Origin of the sequence: Vagococcus elongatus, from assembly GCF_003987645.1 — a bacterium.
GTDB classification, from domain to species: Bacteria; Bacillota; Bacilli; order Lactobacillales; family Vagococcaceae; genus Vagococcus_A; species Vagococcus_A elongatus.
The window spans coordinates 1-17,728 of the sequence record NZ_NGKA01000033.1; the positions used below are offsets into that span (position 1 = coordinate 1).

17 protein-coding genes and 1 pseudogene are annotated in these 17,728 nt (G+C 33.4%); 10 read left to right on the forward strand and 8 right to left on the reverse strand.

The genetic code is table 11. The annotated features are described in order from the left end of the window. The first annotated feature begins 546 nt into the window (after window positions 1-546). The 6 genes from CBF29_RS12995 to CBF29_RS13020 all read left to right on the forward strand — a co-directional run bounded on the left by CBF29_RS12995 (window position 547) and on the right by CBF29_RS13020 (window position 4,656). Window positions 547-924: a hypothetical protein gene (locus CBF29_RS12995; RefSeq protein WP_126810136.1), complete on the forward strand. Its 378-nt coding sequence runs from the start codon at window positions 547-549 to the stop codon at window positions 922-924. Next, window positions 924-1,136 carry a hypothetical protein gene (locus tag CBF29_RS13000; protein WP_126810137.1) on the forward strand — a complete coding sequence of 71 codons (213 nt, stop codon included), beginning with the start codon at window positions 924-926 and terminating at the stop codon, window positions 1,134-1,136. The genes CBF29_RS12995 and CBF29_RS13000 overlap by 1 nt, the downstream gene beginning before the upstream one ends. 13 nt (window positions 1,137-1,149) lie before the next feature. Then, complete coding sequence (locus CBF29_RS13005) at window positions 1,150-1,392, forward strand: hypothetical protein (protein ID WP_126810138.1); 243 nt, start codon at window positions 1,150-1,152, stop codon at window positions 1,390-1,392. Between the two features lie 506 nt (window positions 1,393-1,898). Next, window positions 1,899-3,116 (forward strand): Rep family protein, encoded by a 1,218-nt coding sequence (locus tag CBF29_RS13010; RefSeq protein ID WP_126810139.1) that lies wholly within the window; start codon window positions 1,899-1,901, stop codon window positions 3,114-3,116. Then, window positions 3,116-3,322 (forward strand): hypothetical protein, encoded by a 207-nt coding sequence (locus tag CBF29_RS13015; RefSeq protein ID WP_126810140.1) that lies wholly within the window; start codon window positions 3,116-3,118, stop codon window positions 3,320-3,322. The genes CBF29_RS13010 and CBF29_RS13015 overlap by 1 nt, the downstream gene beginning before the upstream one ends. A 71-nt stretch (window positions 3,323-3,393) precedes the next feature. Continuing rightward, window positions 3,394-4,656 (forward strand): tyrosine-type recombinase/integrase, encoded by a 1,263-nt coding sequence (locus CBF29_RS13020; protein ID WP_126810141.1) that lies wholly within the window; start codon window positions 3,394-3,396, stop codon window positions 4,654-4,656. A 283-nt stretch (window positions 4,657-4,939) separates the two neighbouring features. Here CBF29_RS13020 and CBF29_RS13025 read toward each other — a convergent pair whose 3' ends face one another. From CBF29_RS13025 to CBF29_RS13040, 4 genes are all read right to left on the reverse strand, one after another. Further along, on the reverse strand, window positions 4,940-6,130 hold the full coding sequence (locus CBF29_RS13025) for a site-specific integrase (protein WP_126810142.1): 1,191 nt from the start codon (window positions 6,128-6,130) through the stop codon (window positions 4,940-4,942). A gap of 5 nt (window positions 6,131-6,135) precedes the next feature. Continuing rightward, window positions 6,136-6,351, reverse strand: coding sequence for a DUF3173 domain-containing protein (locus CBF29_RS13030; RefSeq protein ID WP_126810143.1), 216 nt, complete (start codon window positions 6,349-6,351; stop codon window positions 6,136-6,138). A gap of 519 nt (window positions 6,352-6,870) precedes the next feature. Next, window positions 6,871-9,501 (reverse strand): ABC transporter permease, encoded by a 2,631-nt coding sequence (locus CBF29_RS13035; RefSeq protein WP_126810144.1) that lies wholly within the window; start codon window positions 9,499-9,501, stop codon window positions 6,871-6,873. Next, window positions 9,501-10,181, reverse strand: a complete 681-nt coding sequence (locus CBF29_RS13040; protein WP_126810145.1) for an ABC transporter ATP-binding protein — start codon at window positions 10,179-10,181, stop codon at window positions 9,501-9,503. Before CBF29_RS13040 ends, CBF29_RS13035 begins: the two co-directional genes overlap by 1 nt. Before the next feature lie 136 nt (window positions 10,182-10,317). Between CBF29_RS13040 and CBF29_RS13045 the strand changes: the two genes are divergently transcribed. From CBF29_RS13045 to CBF29_RS13055, 3 genes and pseudogenes are all read left to right on the forward strand, one after another. Beyond that, window positions 10,318-11,007: a response regulator transcription factor gene (locus tag CBF29_RS13045; RefSeq protein WP_126810146.1), complete on the forward strand. Its 690-nt coding sequence runs from the start codon at window positions 10,318-10,320 to the stop codon at window positions 11,005-11,007. Window positions 11,008-11,010: 3 nt separating this feature from the next. Continuing rightward, entirely contained in the window at window positions 11,011-12,390 is a 1,380-nt protein-coding gene (locus CBF29_RS13050) for a sensor histidine kinase (RefSeq protein WP_126810147.1), read from the forward strand. 642 nt (window positions 12,391-13,032) lie between these two features. Continuing rightward, window positions 13,033-13,680: pseudogene (locus CBF29_RS13055) on the forward strand (IS3 family transposase); the annotation flags it as partial. Between the two features lie 64 nt (window positions 13,681-13,744). Here the strand turns inward: CBF29_RS13055 and CBF29_RS13060 are convergent. The 4 genes from CBF29_RS13060 to CBF29_RS13070 all read right to left on the reverse strand — a co-directional run bounded on the left by CBF29_RS13060 (window position 13,745) and on the right by CBF29_RS13070 (window position 16,052). Beyond that, complete coding sequence (locus tag CBF29_RS13060; protein WP_126810149.1) at window positions 13,745-14,242, reverse strand: hypothetical protein; 498 nt, start codon at window positions 14,240-14,242, stop codon at window positions 13,745-13,747. Window positions 14,243-14,245: 3 nt separating this feature from the next. Then, on the reverse strand, window positions 14,246-14,530 hold the full coding sequence (locus tag CBF29_RS13065; RefSeq protein ID WP_245987394.1) for a hypothetical protein: 285 nt from the start codon (window positions 14,528-14,530) through the stop codon (window positions 14,246-14,248). Window positions 14,531-14,873: 343 nt separating this feature from the next. Then, complete coding sequence (locus CBF29_RS13815; RefSeq protein WP_170170082.1) at window positions 14,874-15,017, reverse strand: hypothetical protein; 144 nt, start codon at window positions 15,015-15,017, stop codon at window positions 14,874-14,876. Window positions 15,018-15,092: 75 nt separating this feature from the next. Then, window positions 15,093-16,052, reverse strand: a complete 960-nt coding sequence (locus tag CBF29_RS13070; protein WP_126810150.1) for a hypothetical protein — start codon at window positions 16,050-16,052, stop codon at window positions 15,093-15,095. Window positions 16,053-16,364: 312 nt separating this feature from the next. Between CBF29_RS13070 and CBF29_RS13075 the strand changes: the two genes are divergently transcribed. Then, window positions 16,365-17,513: a transposase gene (locus CBF29_RS13075; RefSeq protein WP_484444099.1), complete on the forward strand. Its 1,149-nt coding sequence runs from the start codon at window positions 16,365-16,367 to the stop codon at window positions 17,511-17,513. The last annotated feature ends 215 nt before the right edge of the window (window positions 17,514-17,728 follow it).

A 17,728-nucleotide genomic window follows, 5' to 3' on the forward strand; every position in this document is an offset into this window, starting at 1 on the left:
TTCCACTCTTCCTCATTCTTGCTCGATACTTCTTTTCTCCAACAGCAAGAACAGGGTCAAATTTATTCAATTTCAATGATCATCCACTCCTTTATAATCTATATCTAATCCATTTTACAACATCATGCGTTCATAATATGAACATTTGTTTATTAAATGCTATTTTTAAAGCTTTTTTGCTTATAGCAAGTATGTATTTCAAAAAATTAATCTTGGTTGATTAATTTTAGTTAAAAAATTTAATCGATTCTTTACCAATTCTTAATAAATAACGACTTGAAAATAATTGTTTTTGTTTCTCATGCACAAAAATAACGGAATTCAAATAACGTGATATTGACAACATATCTTTGTTTTAAAAATATAAATTATCTCCGTTTTCGCAATATAGCATTGAGTTTAAACGTATATAAACCAACACAAATATCCACTTTGTACATTTTTATATAATTATAATATAATAAAAATATCAAGCGAATATTTTAAAAAAATAACAACATGTTGTATGAGCTTGAGAATCATAATATATGAAAGGGTTTGATAAATATGGCATTAAAAAATCTGTTTCAATTCAGAGAATTTAATCATGTAAAATTTTTTGAAGGAAAAGTGTTTGAATTTACAAATGTCACACCATGGACTGATTTTCACACAAAAGAAATATTAGGTAAAAAAGTTGAATTAACTATCATCGAAGACAATACTGAATATCGAAAAAAGGCAAATGGAGAAGTACCTCAAAACAATAAATACGAAAAAATCACCGTAAAACTTCATGAAGATATTTCAGTCCCTCTCAATACTAAGGTCATCATTGATGAAATTGTTAAAGTAAGCATCTATGGAGAGTACCAAAATCAACTTTCTATAGAGGCCAGACGTATTATTCCTCAAGCCACATTCAAAAAAGGAGTTGAAAAATAATGAAGAATAACGATGAGGGACCAACAAAACAAAGTTTGCTCCTATTTCTCGGCCCTTTGCTTAGTGCTGTAGACGATTTTAATAAAAAGCAACTCGCAATGGACATCGAAATGCAAGATTATAAAGCTATTGACGAAGAACATGATTATCTTTTAACTACGATTAATAGATTGGTTTCATTAGCAAATGAATTCAAAGAAATTTATGAATAATGAGGCAGGACTGATGAACGAAAACGAAATCAAAGAAGTGCTACACACTTTTCTAGGAGCTAATGTCGATATATTCCGACACATCATAGAAGCTAACTTTATTGAACAAGGCATTTTTATAGAAAAGTTTACTTCAGAGGATGAAGAAATAGCTGTTTTATTGGCCATCTTAAAACAATTTATCAAACAGGTAGTCGAGGTTTACGAACTGTATTTTGATTCTCCTAATCAATTTCAGAATATTAGAGAGCTATAAGCTTGATATTAGATGCAATTGTTTTTTAACACAAATATCTTTCAAGAGCGCTAGCGCTCTTGAAAGAGCATATTTGAACAATCCGAACACACCACAACCGACCGCTTGCCACCGAGGACATGTCTTGGTTTATCAGATTCTTTATTGCTATGCGCCGTGGAACTCCCGTTTAGGGAAAGTTCCGAAGGCATTTGCATAGCAATATTAGAATCTGTTGCCAAGTCTTAAGAAGAAATGTAGGAGGTATACAAGCGGAGGTAATGAGTGGGAGGATTGTGAAAATAGGCTTCCAATGGCTAGCTCATCTTCAAAGTCTATAATGTTAAATAATTTTTTTATATCTTGTTCCAAAAGCTTACGAAATCCTAATCTAATACTGATCGACAGGGCTTGTTATGTCGATCAGTAACATTGTTCCAAAACGCTTGATTTCTTAGCTTTAATATACACAATCATTTGGAACTAGTTTTATTCAAAACGTTCCAAATAGAAAAGAGGTAAAAGTTATGGTGAATAAAGAAGCTAGCATCAAATCAAGAAATGTTATGTATGTTAATCAACTCACCCACATGGAAAAAAAAGGAATCCCTATAGATATTGACGAGTTATATAATTTTATTGAAAAACGATTAAAACCCGAACAATTCGCTATAATCAAACATGACTTTGATATAAACGACGAACAGCAACATGTCCCTTTTCATTATCATATCGCACTCCAATTTAAAAATCCTCGACACTTAAGTTCATTAGCAAAAAGTGTTAATGATAGTTCTCAAAATTTTGAAGCATGGAATGGTAACTACAAAAATATGTTCTCATACTTAACTCACCGAACAGAAAAATCTGGTGGCAAGCATCAATATGATTTCGAAGAAGTCAAAGCCAATTTTGATTATATTGCTTTCATGGAAGAAATTGCCGCTTCAATAAATAATTTTTCTGAAAATAAAATAAGCCAATACTTAAACTTGTTAGGTGAAGGGTTGATATCTTTAGAAGTGCTCCTTGATTCAATCACTCCTGTTGAATACGCTAATAATGAAAGAAAAATAAAAGCTATTCAATCATTCAAATTAAGTCGTAGATTTAATCGATTTAAACAAGAAATGATAGAAGAAAACAAACAAATTAAAACCTATTATTTTTATGGTGGTACTGGAACTGGAAAAACCCGTTTTGCAAAAGAAAAATTTCAAGGTGACTATTATATCACAGGCTCTAATAGAGACTTATTTGCGAACTACGATGGTCAAAAGATTATTATTATTGATGAACTTAGACCTGAAGTAATCCAATACAACGAATTATTAAAATTGCTAGACCCATTTAATTTTGAAAATATTGCAGGCAGTCGATACTTTGATAAAAAGCTAATTGCAGAAATGATTGTGATAACTACACCATTTCCACCGGAAGAGTTTTTCAATCTTGTTAATGGAAATAATGAGTTTTACCATGAAATACAAATAGAGAACACCACCATAAAAAGTGTCGAACAACGTGAAATTTATGACAAAAAAGAACAATTTTTCCGAAGGATTGAAGTTTTCAAGTTTACATTAGAACATATAACCCCAATATTTTGGAATGATGAATTAAAAAAATATGAAAAAGTCACGGATAAACAATTTTCAAATAAATGGAGTGAGGAAAGAACTTTTAAAATGAAAAGTGAACTCATTGAAAGTGCTAATTACTTATTTCAAGGAGATGAAAACTAATGCAAACAAAGCTAAGTAAAAAAATGTTAGAAAAAGCCTTTAAAAAGATGAAAGAACGTGAAAACAATCAAACACCTCTTGATTTTCAAAGATTTAAGAAAAACAGGCAAAAAAAATATCCCCGAAAACCCGGTAGACCTGAAAAAGGGTATATTTCTCATAAAAAAGCTTACAAGAGTTACATAAACCAATGGAAACAATACTAGAAAGCCTTTAAATTCAATATTTATCAATGTATGATTGAATTGGTTATAAAATTTACAGGAGGTCATTTTATATGAAAAAACCAAAAATAAATCGCACGACAGGACACACTGGTATCTATCTTTATGATCCTAGTGCTTCTAAACCACGATACTATATTCAATTTAGATATGGAAAAAATCCTAACACAGGAAAATCTATCACGATTAAAAAAATGACAGATAAAGATGGTAGTCATCTCACCACCATTGCAAGAGCTAAACAATATATGGAAGAATTGAAAGTCGAAGCTGATGTTGATAAAAAATTAAGCTATAACAATCATATGTTATATTCAGACTTTATGGATAACGTCTATATTCCTGCCTATAAAACGGAGGTTCAACACAGTACTTTTTCAGTTAGAAAACAGACATTGCTTACTATGAGAAATAGATTCGCAGGTAAAGCACTAAAGGATATTACAGCCCATGATGTACAAAATTATAGAACCTACCTATTAACAGCAAAAGAAGATGGCGGTACTGGCTATTCGCAAGCCTATGCATCTCTAGTATTTGGAATGTTTAGAAAAACTCTTGATAAAGCTGTAGAATTAGATTTTTTAGATAGTAACATATCGAAAAAAATTAAAGCGATTCCAAAAGGAAAAGCCACTGTTCCCTATTGGACAAAGAAAGAGTTTGAAAAAGTTATTCAACAAATTTATGTGAAAGATTATTATCAACACTTAAATTTCGTGATGCTTTGGGTGTATTTTATGACAGGAATCCGAGTAAACGAAGGATGTGCTCTTTATTGGCGTGATGTTGATTTTAAAAAGAAACAACTAAGAATACAGCATATGCTAATTTATAAAAACAAAAATGAATGGAATAGAAAAAATCATACTAAAACCGCTGGTGGAAAAAGAATTATTTCATTAGATGATGATACGATTCAAATTTTAAAGGACTGGAAACAAAAACAAGCTACTCAAACAAAATCAAATTTTATCTTTAGTTACAATGCCCATCCTATGACAAAATCAACTATTTCACGCATCATTAATCGCTATTCAAAACTTGCGGTAGTTCATAAAATTCAAGCTAAAGGTCTGAGGCATTCTCATGCCTCCTACTTAATCAATGAGTTCAATATTGATATCCTTATGTTAAGCAGGAGACTGGGTCACTCAGGGCCTGAGATAACCCTAAAACACTATTCTCATTTGTACCCTAACCGTGATGAATTGATCGCACAAAAAATGACTGGAAATATTAACATCAAAACCGCTGACATGAATCATATTAAATTTAATGGTAATCAATCTATCGCTATTAGATGCTGTTGCTGAAATGATGCCTCTTTTATTCGAATATTTTCTTCCGTTTCGAATATTGTTCATAGAGCACACACAGATTATTATCTATTCAAAATAATTTCAAAATGTAAATGTGACCCCTTATGTGACCACACCATATTGAAAAACCTACAAATCTTGTCTATACTTACTTTTTATCAGTAGCGATTATATTAGAGTGGGAATAGTATCAGCTGAGCTTCAATCCCTTATGTATCAAGGGATTGAGGCTTTTCTATTTTCGGATTGCACTTTTATTGCACCAAGATTGCACTTTTTATTTTTCACCTAAATAACCAACGGTGAATTGGTTCTTCGGTGATCTGTCCAAATTGGTTTGAGAAGATGTCTGTTTTAAGATACCTGTCAGCTTGGTCGCTACTTCAAAATTACTGTTGGGATAAAGGTGTCCGTAAGTGCCTAAAGTTGTTTCAATGTCTTCATGGCCTAAACGATCTTTGATGATCAAGGGATTTTCTCCCATCTGCATCAGCAACGAGGCATGAGAATGCCTCAACGCATGGGTACGAATCCGGTGGACACCAGCCAAAGCTGCATAGCGGGTAATGGCCCGGCTCATAGTATGCTTTTGCGTTGGCTGGCCGTTATAACTCATGACAAAGCCTGTCTTGACCACAGAACGCTGACGTTGTTGCCATTCCTTTAACTCCTTCAACGTATCTTCATCCAGAACAATATGCCGAATACTTGCCTTGGTTTTCGGCTCGACAAACTCATAATAACTAAGGTTTTTGTAGTATAAAGTCTTGGTTATACTCAGCACACCTGTGTCAAACTCGATATCTTCCCATTGAACAGCAGTCGCTTCACCGATTCGCATTCCGGTCATAAACAAAAACCACAAGGAAAGATACAAGAAGTGCTGGTAGTAGTCTTCTTTATAAATCACTGATAGCACCTGCTCAAATTCTTCTTTTGTCCAAAAATCAATTTTCGTTTTCTGCTTTTTTACATTGCCAACAATTTTAGATGGATTTTGTTCAGCTAGTCCTAGGATAACCGCTCTGTCCATCGCCAGGGAGAAAATCCCCTGCACATTTCTAATATAAGTGGCACTCAATGTTTTAAACAATTTAGACTGCCAGGTTTGAACGTGGATGGGTTCAATCTCACTGACGGCATAGCGATAAAAATAAGAAAGATGTTTTTTGATAGTAGAAACTCGGTTATCATAGGTTCTATCTTTGACTTGTGATTTATACCAAGGTAAAAAAATCTCTTCCACATACTGTTTGAAACTGAGTTCTTCCTCTTCTTCTTGCCAATTTTCTCGCTGAACAACCTCAGACTTTTCCAGAATGATCTGCGAATATGCCTTCCTTGCTTCTCGTTTCGTTTTAAAACCACTGCGATATTTTTGAATTTTCTTTCCGTCACTACCATAACCAAGATTAGCCCGAAAATAATAGGTGCCATTCTTGGCTTTTTTTATGGAATCAGTTGCCAATTAACTCACTCCTTATGCTCATAAGAAGTATTCATTTTATCCGGAAACTTGATGCCTAAAAGGGACTCAATCGCTTCTTTGGGTACACGGTCTAGCTTTCTCGACTCGTAATAAGTATGGCCTTTCTTAATCATCAGCTTCTTAGCTTCTCGAATAATATTGGATGACTGAGTTGGACCATACCCCAAAGCAACCAAATCTTTTTTGGTAATGGTAATCATGTCGCTCCTTTCCCATTTGCTTCGATACTCGCTTGTATTATAGCAAATGTAAACTCACTTTTCTTTTACTGTATGTCACTTCTGCCGGCTGCTTAGTCACGAGCATCATAGGACTTTCACCTCTCCCCAAGTTTACGGCGAGCCTTACGGAAGTATCATTATCCTTTTGTCTTTCATCGCTTTAAGACTGACCAATTCTTAACTATTTCTGATAAAATGGTTCGCTCATTCTTACTTAGAATTTCTTCGCGCTTATCGAAATCAGCTACAGACAAAATTAACGTTGCCGGCAGATAATTATTCAATTTTCAAAGAACATTGGGCAAACTGAACACATCCCAATCAACTAAATGCTTCCGGTTTGCTCTTCACTACTAACACGAAAGAAAAGAGGTGTTTGCCGAGAATTATTTATAAAAATAAGCAAAAAAGTGCAAATTCCCTCTGAAATTTGCACTTTAGATAAATTTAATCTGCTCTTTAAATATTATGAAACTTATATTTTAGTAAAAAATCCCCTTATATCACTTCATTCTTTATGGAATCAATAATGTTTTCTCTTTTTAATTTCTTTGAAGAATTCCAGTAAACAAGAAAAATTGAAAGAAACATACAAAGTATATAAAAAATTATTATTCCTTTCTGAGAAATTAATACAAACTCTCCCCAAGTTGTTGATGTTAAATTTAACATGAAACCACTAATCAAAAATACAATTGGGATGCTTAATATAATCGGTTTTAACGCAAATGAAATTCCTTCCAATAGTAATACTTTATTCAATCCGCTAGGTGTTATCCCTACCGATCGAAGCATCGCATACTCTCTTTTGTGGATTTGTAAATTATTGGAAATTGTTGAAATGGTGTTAAATATCCCTATAAAACCTATCATTATCGCAATTGCATATATTATGATACTAATAGATTTTTGTACTAATTCATCATGTTCTTTGTCTTCTTTCAAACTCCATATTGAATAATCCTCAGATCCTAGGTAATTATTAATAATAGTTTCCATTTTTTCTTTGGCTATGTTTGCGTTTCTTTCACCCACTAATAAATCAATTGACATCATATTAGTTTCCAAAATCCGCTCTGGTGAGAAGTGCGAAACTATTTGTTCGTACCTTTCCATAGGAATTATCATAGAGACGCTATATCTACTAGAATTAAATTCTCCTGGTATTTTATCCGTTGTATCACCAATTTTCAAGCTAAATTTGTAGTCACCGTCTGTACTCGCGAATTCTTTTTCGGATATCTCCATTGAAGAACCGGATTTTATGTTGAGCATGGCTATCTTTTGAACATCCTTAGAATTTTCATCTTGGTGATAAGTATTATCTTCTAAAATGCCCAAAGGTTCATCCTTAACATAATATTTTTCATAATCAACATTGATATCTTGACAATATGTTTTGAAAGATTCATTATCTAGGCCTACTAAATTAACAACTATCTTAAAATTATTATCGTCTTTTACAATATTGTATTTGCTGTTTGAAACACTAGAAAAACCGCCCAATTCAGAAAAAACGACAGATTCTTGAGTTTTTTTGACAGACGTTGTTGTTCTAACTTTTCTACGTATAACATTCTTTTGAATTTCTGGTAATGACATTATCTTTTGGACCATATTGTTGTCTGGTTCATCCATAATATTTAAATTTACAGTCATGTCATAATTCGTTAGTTGGGTATTTTTAGATTCTGCAAAATTATAAATTGATATTATATTTAAATAACTTATTATTAAAATCAAACATAATGATAGTGATACCATTGCTGTTCTTAAACTTTTTTTGTTTGCCAGCGATTGTCTCTTAGCTATCTCTCCTTCTATTCCGAATACTTTACTTGCAATTAAGTAATTTTTTTTATTTTTTATTTTCACATGATTTTGATTAATTCCCTCTACAGCAGGTATTTTGGACATCCTTCTTGCAGGAATATAGGCTGAAATTAAAACAGTTACAAGAGATATCATCAACGAAAATACAACTACAAGCCACGAAAATTCAATAGTCATATTTGAGTAATTCGCTGTTTTTTGCAGTATCCCATTCACTTTGTCTATCACAAGGTAACTAAAACCATAACCGATTAAAACACCAATTGGTGATTGTAGCAACCATAATATAAAACCTTCATACAAAACTGAATGTTTGATTTGTTTTGGGGTAGCGCCCAAACTTTTTAAAATACTTAATTCTTTAGTTCTGCTATTGGATGATAGAGAAAAAGCATTATAGATGATAAGCACAAAAGTTCCTACAACAAGAATAAGCAGTACGACACCCATAGCTAAAACTACTATAAATTGAGGATTTGAAAAACCCTCATCCGAAATCCCGTACAAACTCAATAATGGCGTATTATAGACAATGCCATAATTACCTGTTTCATCTTTTTCTAAACCAACAGACTCCGCTACCAAAGGTAAATTTTTATAAATAGTACTAGGCTTTTTAAATCTCATATATATTGTGAGATCATCTGCTGGTTGAATTTTTGATTTTTCAAGATAATCCATCGCAATATATCCTGGAAATGCAGATCCACCGGATATATCTAAATTTCCAACTATAGTATAGTCTTTAGTTGCTACCTGCTGAAAATATTCACCTTCTTTTTTATATTCGTTCGTTTGCAGCTCTTTTCCTTCCAACATACGGTTGCCAATCGGGAGTGTCAATTGGTCACCAACTTTATAAGACGGATTTTCTATAAAGAACAATTTTGACACAACCATTTCTCCTTCTTTTTCCGGAAGACGGCCTTCTATAATAGTGTTCTTGAAATTCATATCATGCCAAAATTGTTTATCTGCACCCCTCATTAAATAATAGGGACGCTTTGTACTGTCAAGCTTTGCTGTAACCCATTGTCCTTTGATCATCGTTGCTTCAATTTCCGGATTGTCTTCAACTTTCTTTAAATCACTCCCTGTTGTTGCCTCCCATAACTCGCCATGCCAATCACCTGTTTTTCCTATAGTATCATTTATTTTACCTTTCCAGAATGAATGCGAAAAAATACAAATTGAGCATAAGAGGGCTGATGCAATTGTTATCGCAATTAAGATTGAGATAGTTTGACGCTTATTCTTTTTTATCTGACTGTAAGTATATTCATTCATTATCTTCATTATTTGACTACCTCATCCGACACAATTTCTCCATCTACTATTTTGATTACTCTATCGGCTGAATTGGCAATCTTTTCATCATGGGTAATCATAACAATCGTTTGATTATATTCCTTGTTAGCAATCTTTAACAAGTTCAGTGTGGCTTTAGTATTTTTGCTATCTAAATTCCCTGTAGGTTCATCCGCTAAAATTATAGATGGACTGTAAATCAGTGAACGGCCAATTGCAACTCTTTGCTTTTGCCCTCCAGAAAGCTGACTAGGCAAATGATTTCTTCTTTCTGTTAATCCCAGAAGTTCAACAATTCTATCATAATCTACTTTCTTTGGGGTTACATTATCCAAAAGCATAGGTAGCATTATATTTTGTTCTACATCTAAAGTTGGTATCAAATTATATGCTTGATATATCAAACCAATTTTTTTACGGCGGAAAACTGCCATTTCCGTTTCATTTAATGTTGAAATATCTTTATTTTCAATATATATGTTTCCTTCAGACGGCTTGTCAACGCCTCCTAACATATGTAGTAGTGTTGATTTTCCTGACCCACTAGGACCGATGATTGATATGAATTCTCCCTTCTCAATATTCAAATTAATACGATTCAACGCTGTTACTTTTGTATCCTTCGAGCCATATACCTTTGTCAAATTTTCTACTTTTAATATGCTCATAATTAATTCAGCTCCTTTTTTATTAAATTCATTATATATTTGGAAGCTTGAGTTTACCTTGAGAAGTGCTATTCATATATACAAAGAGAAGATTCTTATATACAATCTATATAAAGCAGAATAATGAGGTGATTTTTTGAAAGACAAAGAGATACTTATCGTGGACGATGACCTAGAAATACTAAACATAATCAAATCAATCTTTGAAAATGACGGCTATTCAAAAGTAAAGGCAATGTCTTCAGCTAAAAAGGCTCTTGAGACAATTTATGAAAAAATTCCAGATATGATTATTCTGGATGTTATGATGCCCGAAATGGATGGATTTGAATTTTTGCAGGAAGTCCGTTCATTAACTAAAGTTCCCGTACTTATGTTAACCGCCAAAGGAGAAGCAGAAGATAAATTTTCCGGTTTTGAACTTGGCGCTGATGATTACCTCGTAAAACCATTCTTACCAAAAGAGTTACTATTTCGTGTATCGGCGATTCTTAGAAGAACATATCCAGAAAAAAATCGTGTAATAGTTTTAGACTCTGCCAAAGTTGACATTGATAAGGCTGAAGTCATTCGAAATCATGATAAAATACCTCTTACAGCGAAAGAATATACTATATTTTTCAAGTTATATGAAAATATAGACAAAATCGTAACGATTGGTTCTTTATGTCAGACGGTCTGCGGAGATTTCTGGGATGGATACGAAACAACATTAATGACGCATATACGTCATTTACGAGAAAAGATCGAAGATAACCCATCAAAACCAGTGTCGATTGTAACAGTAAAAGGTCTCGGATATAAACTCGTTTCAAAAGGAGAATAAACTTTGAACACAACAATAAAACAATTTTTTAGAAAATATTTGTATTCTAACATTCTTGTTCTTCTCATATTTTTAATTGCAAATTTAATTTTTTTCTTTTCAATCATATTAATCATAAAAAATACTTCCGAAGAAGAAGTTTTTCCTATAACAGAGTTTGTGGACAATATTAATGTGGACAAAAAACAAAAAATAACCGTTAACAGCAAATCAACAAACATATTAAAGGAGAAGAACTCATGGGCAATGATTCTTGATGATAGCGGCACTGTTATCTGGGAGGAATATATGCCCGAAAATTTACCACGTTCTTATACCTCATCAGATATTGCTAGATTTAGTCGTTGGTATTTGGAAGATTTTCCAGTCCTAATCCAAACGTTGCCATCAGGTCTGTTGGTCATCGGACTTCCTAAACAAAGCATTGGAAAATATAACTATTTTTTAGACACAAACACTATGAAGATTCTTATCTACAGTGTTGGTATTTTTATTGTAATGAATTTTTTACTGATGTTTACACTATCGGGATGGAATACACGAAAAATTGAGAAAGCAATTAAACCAATTCTCACCGGAATAAACTCTTTATCAAAAGGACAGTATGTATTGCTTCCAAAAAAAGGAGAACTTGGGACTATTAACGAAGAATTGAATACGGCTAGCCAGTATATTGGAAAAAAGGAAGAAGCACGAAAAGATTGGATCTCAGGTATTTCGCACGATATTAGAACCCCTCTCACTATAATGTTAGGTTATGCTGGTGAAATAGAAAAAAATAGCAATTTGCCAACAGAGACACGGGCAAAAGCTGAAATCATCTGTATTCAAGGAGATAAACTCAGAAAATTAATTTCAGATTTAAATTTAACATCTAAGCTTGAGTATTCTATGCAACCTCTAAATATAAAAAAAATTAATCCTGTTGAGTTAATCCGTCTAGTAATTAGTGACTTTTTAAATAATGATATAAACATGAAGCATAAGATAAACATGGTCGTTGAAAATAATTTAAATGAACTATCTATTCAAGGAGATCTCACTTTACTTTCAAGAATGCTAAATAATTTGGTTCAAAACAGTATCGACCACAATCCTAACGGTTGCAACATTGTGGTGAAGGCTTCTACAACTAAAAATTATTTGCAGTATATAGTTACCGATGATGGAATAGGTCTTTCCGAAAAACAGTTGAACATGTTAAATACTGGACTTACTTTTGAAGGCAAATCAAAATCTAATGATGGTATCCCTCATGGCATTGGTTTGAAATTGGTAAAACAAATAACTCATGCTCACAAAGGCGATGTTTCCTATAAAAACAATGTTCCAAATGGTTTAGTTGTAACTGTCTCTTTACCAATAAAACATGTTCAAGATTAAAACACGTACTTTTATTGACTGGTTTCAAAAATCACATCTGAGGCAAGTTATCAATTTGTTTATTTTGATTCAAGATATGTGTTCGGATAGGGATAATTTCATAATTATTAAGCCTTGATATATCAACTATTATAAAACAATCAGAAATGGTGTCTTCGCATCTGCTACAATTAGGTTGTTCTGCAAAACACCTAACCAGAAACTGAGATTCCTTTGTCTATCACACAACAACTAACACTATTTAACATCCATTTTTTTCAGAATGACTTTCATTTTTTACTACTCTAAATTTTATTTACGCAATCTATTCCAGCTTAATTTGACAAATGGAAAATTAAAAAAAGAAAATGCCCGCTTGAAAGAAGATAATGATATTTTAAAAAAGGTCTTAACCATATTCGCAAAAAAATAACACAAGATGACGTGATTGAAACCATCCACCAGCATTCAACTAGCCTAAACATAGAGCGCGCCTGCGAGTTATTTGAAGTCTCTCGCTCTAGCTACTATGAACGCATTAATCGAAAAGAATCTAAGCGTGCAAAAGAGAATAGAGAGCTGAACGACAGGATCCTTAAGATTTATGAAGATTCTGGCCGTCGCTATGGTGCACCTAAAATTCATCAATAATTAGCCAAACAAGGGGTTTCCATCAGTCTCAAACGTGTGCAAAAACGGATGAAGGACTTAAATATTCGTTCTATTATCGTTAAGAAATGGCGTCCTTCCAACTCTAACAAGAGTACTATTCAAGAACGCGAAAATCTTTTAAAGCGCGATTTTTCAACCACGAGGTTGAATCAAAAATGGGTCACAGATATCACGTACATTCATACTGTTGAGGATGGTTGGTGTTACTTGTCGTCTATTCAAGATTTGCATTCTAAAAAAATTATTGCTTGGTCATTTGGTAAGAAGATGACAACAGAACTAGTGTTAGACACATTGGACAAAGCCGTTCAAACACAGTCGATTTCTAAAGAACTCGTTTTACACTCAGATTTAGGCAGCCAATACACAAGCCAAGAATACAACGAGCAGATAAACAAATTAGGCATTCGCCATTCCTTTAATCACAAAGGGTGTCCTTATGATAATGCCGGCATCGAATCGTTTCATGCCACCTTGAAAAAGGAAGAGGTCTACCAAAATCATTACCAGTCTTTTGAGCAAGCTAAACTGGCATTGTTTCAATATATTGAAAGTTTTTATAACCGTACTAGAATTCACAGCAGCATTCATTATTTGACTCCTCAAGAAATGGAGACTCTTTGTCAGCAAGCTGCCTAGAAATTTCATACACATTTTTTTCGAGAAAGTCACGCATTTAATTTGTCATCGCTTCTCTTAGCGGTCAAGCGATTTTGGCTTGAGGGCTAAGAGAAACGATGACACACTCACAGTGACATTCTTTCGAAAAAAGTCTCCCAAATCGTGTCCAAGATATTGACTTAAATCCAAGCTTTTCGGGAGTATTCAGATAAAGCATATAAACGATATCAATAATGACGTTTTTCTTTCTATCGTTTCCATTGTTATCTTGACCGATTATGCGGTAGCCACTTTCAAACAGGTTATTGTCCATGATGAACCGCCTTAACAACTTATAGGGGGAAGTCACCCACCCCCGTTTTCGATTGGTTACGAATTTATAAGTTGTGTAAATCATCAAGCAAAACAAACCGATAAGCACGAGAATGAACAAGAATCCATTTTGAATATGACTTTCTAGCCAAATCACACTACCCATTTCAGCAAAAATCACAAACAGCAATGAGTTCCACCGATATTTCAGCGGTACATTTGGTGAGAATGCCGAAACTTTTAGAAATTTGTTTTGATTGTTTTTCATAGGTTACGCCCTAACTAATACGCATTTGTCAGCTTTTGAAGACAACTGAATCCAGCCATTTGAAACGTAAGGATTGAAGGACAGATTTTCAAATTTCACATAGGTTTCATCTGGAATTTCATCATTTTCAGTGTCAAACAATGGACGAAGTTCTTCAATTTTGACGGTGATTTTCTCAAATTTCTTTTCAAGACAAACAACGATGTAATTGTAGTGAGTGATTTTATCCGTCTTTTCAAACTCACCACTTGCATTTTTTACACGTTCATAAGCGGGTTTCAAGTCCACAAGAAGAAGTGACTTGCCAGCAGTTGCGATAGGGTCAATAATTGGTTAAATTGCCATTTTAGGTATTTCCTTTCATGTTTAAGATTATGAGTGACGGTGAATAGGTAATGCAGTAGGGCGAACCCCTATTAAGAATGGTCATCATGTTACTAGCCTCTCAATTTATCCCAGATTGATTGTAACCAGCCGTAAAGACTTTGAAGTTTCATCTTTGTTAGAAAGAACATAGCGATAATTAAGGATAAGGAACTGACAACGGCAAGTAAGCCAAACATTAAACCTGTTACTTTGGTTGTGGCTAGTGCTAATCCCAATCGCTAAGAAGAAGTAGAAACGGAAATTATCAGAGTTCATTTTTTTCAATCCTTTCGATTTTTGATAATGCTTTGAGTATGCCTTTTTCGGCGTATTCACTTTGTAGGGTGTCAAATTGTAAGTAGTATTCGATTTCTTGAAGAATGATATTTGCTTTTTCTGAATTGGTCATGAGAGCCTCCTTAATGCAGAAAAAAGCGAGACCGAAATTTCAGCCTCGCTTGTGGTGTATATGTGTTTATTTGATTTACCGTTCATTTTTGAATATTTCAAGTTCTTTATCGTTTAGTAGGTCAGTGTAAAAATTTAAAGATTCTAAATTGAGTTTCTCACAGAGTATTTTTGTCATGAACATTCCTCTAAGTCTGATAGCCCTGTTTACTTTTTTTAAAAAATCATCTTGGTTTGAATCTTTAGCATAGGGGTAAGGAGTCTCGTAGACATGCATGTAGAAATCTCTGAAATATTTTTCCCAACTATCACAGTCTAGGTGTTTTTTATTTTCCCAATCTACTTCCTTTAAATTATCAAGTGCTTGAGACCAAGTGTAAGAATTGTCGTTATGATATATGTTTGTGCCCTCAATATAGCCCGCATTAAAGCCTTTAGGTTCAAGGGTGTAATTCCCAATTGTATGTGTTAATTTTGCGAAATTATGAATATTTTCATTATTTCGCAACTCTTCAAAAAAGGGTGTTTCGTAATTTTTTAAAATGAGTTGCTTCCAAGAAATTCCATTTTTAGCACCATACTTTTTATAATAATTTAGTAAGTCGATATTTTCTTGATTATTTTGATTAAATGGAGTCAAATTTGGAAAGATTTTATATTTTATACCATTAACCTCATACTCAAAAAAATCAGAGCATTTGTTAAACACAAAGTATTTAAAAATCATCCAAAACGAATTCATCACATCAGCGTCACAATCTCCCTTATCTTCTCCGATAATATTTTTGCTATATGTTCCCCATAAAATATGATAAACGGCTTGCATTAACATTGAATCTTCCGTTTCATATACCTTGTTTAAATCGCCATAGAAACCACCATCTTTTTCTAAAATTCTTTTAACGAAATTTTCGCTGAAAGAAGGAGACCATGATTTTTGATTGAAAACTTCTTTTTTAAAGTCATATTCCCAAGGAAGAATTCCTTCTCTATCACATTTTTCTAACCAATTTGTTACCATCTTTCTATTATCCATTGTTTCACCTTTTCTTTGTGGTATTGGAGAAGGCGATTAAGCCTTCTCGTTTTACCGTAGTTTCAAAATTATTCAGCTTGTTGGATTTTTTCTATCCGAGTTAATTTCATAATTCCAAAGCCTTACGGCCTAAGGGGTCAAATGAAATAAAAATAGGGAACCTCCCCATTTTTGATATAATGTAGTTACTACAACAACATCAACAAAAAGGAGTGTTTCCCTATGACCATTATACAACAACCAACATTTATTGACATAGAAATCTTAATGACCCTAGATATAAAAGAATGACATGCGCAAATCTTCTCCCCAATTGATTTTTATCCAATCATTTCTTTGTTTCAAAAAGAAAATCAACGAGGCGCCCCGCTTTCTATCAATTACGAAGCAAGCATTAGAGCGATGATTACTCGTTACATAGAAGGTATCCCATCAGTTAAAGCCCTCGTTCGAAGACTAAACGAAGATGTTGCCTTTAAACTAAGTTTAGGGTTTCTTTACTCTGAGCGTGTGCCCTCAGAAGCAACATTTTGTAGAATAATGAAGACATTAAGAGACCATCCTACTGTGTTGAATCAATTAAATGATGCATTACTTTCTAAAATAAATCAAGAATTTAATATTTTTTCTGAAGAAGTTGCCATTGATGCGACAGCTGTTAAAGCTCATTCCAAGTCAAAAAAAGCTGAGAATATCAACGTATCATCGACAGTGAACCAAAAGAGTATGTCAGTTGAAGAACGACTTCTTGAGCTGCCTATTTATCCTTCATGGGGTGTTAAATCCAATAGCCAAGGGAGACATAATTACTGGTTTGGGTACAAAGCTCATTATGCAGCCACCGCAAACACACATTATTTACTGGCTGGAATAACCACATCAGCATTTATCGCAGATGTGAGTGTGGCCATCCCATTAATGGGTAAAATTGCTAGTTTAGGTGTAGAAAACACGTTTGTCCTAATGGATAAAGGTTATGATGCCCAAGCCATCTATGAAAAAACACATGATCTTAGTTTTGAGCCTATCATAGATTTAAAAAGAGTTCCTAAAAATGATGGAGAAATTGATAATTTTTACGCGCCTACATGCTTTTTAGAATATAGCTATCAGTATGAGAGCTTTGACAAACGCTACCATGCCTTAAAATTTAAACGACCAGAAACCCGTTGCCGGGATTGTCCACTGAATAATGAAGGTTTATGTCAAAAAGTCATTAAAATAAAACAAGGGACAGGTGTCAGAAAATATGCTCATCCTGGACGAGGCTCATTAGCGTGGAAAAAACTGTATAAGAAACGGTCATCGGTAGAGCGTGTAAACGCCTATTTAAAAGAAAACTATCAACTAAATGATACAAACTATTATAAAGCCAGTCGAGTGGTCATGGAACATCAATTGATACAATTAGCTTACAACTTAAAAACATTTTGTCAGCAGAAATTAACCAAAAATAAATAGTCATATCTTTTCAAAAAATGCTACTTTTGAAATTGGATGAGTGTTTACTTTTTGAAAATCTGAATTATGAAATTGACTCTTTTACTCATTTTAAATCATTTGTACGGTATAAAACTGACGTTGAACTAATTATTTTTGTGGTTGAATTGACTGATTGATTTCTTTTAATTCAGCCGATGTGAGATAACGCCATTGACCTGCTCCCAGGTTACCTA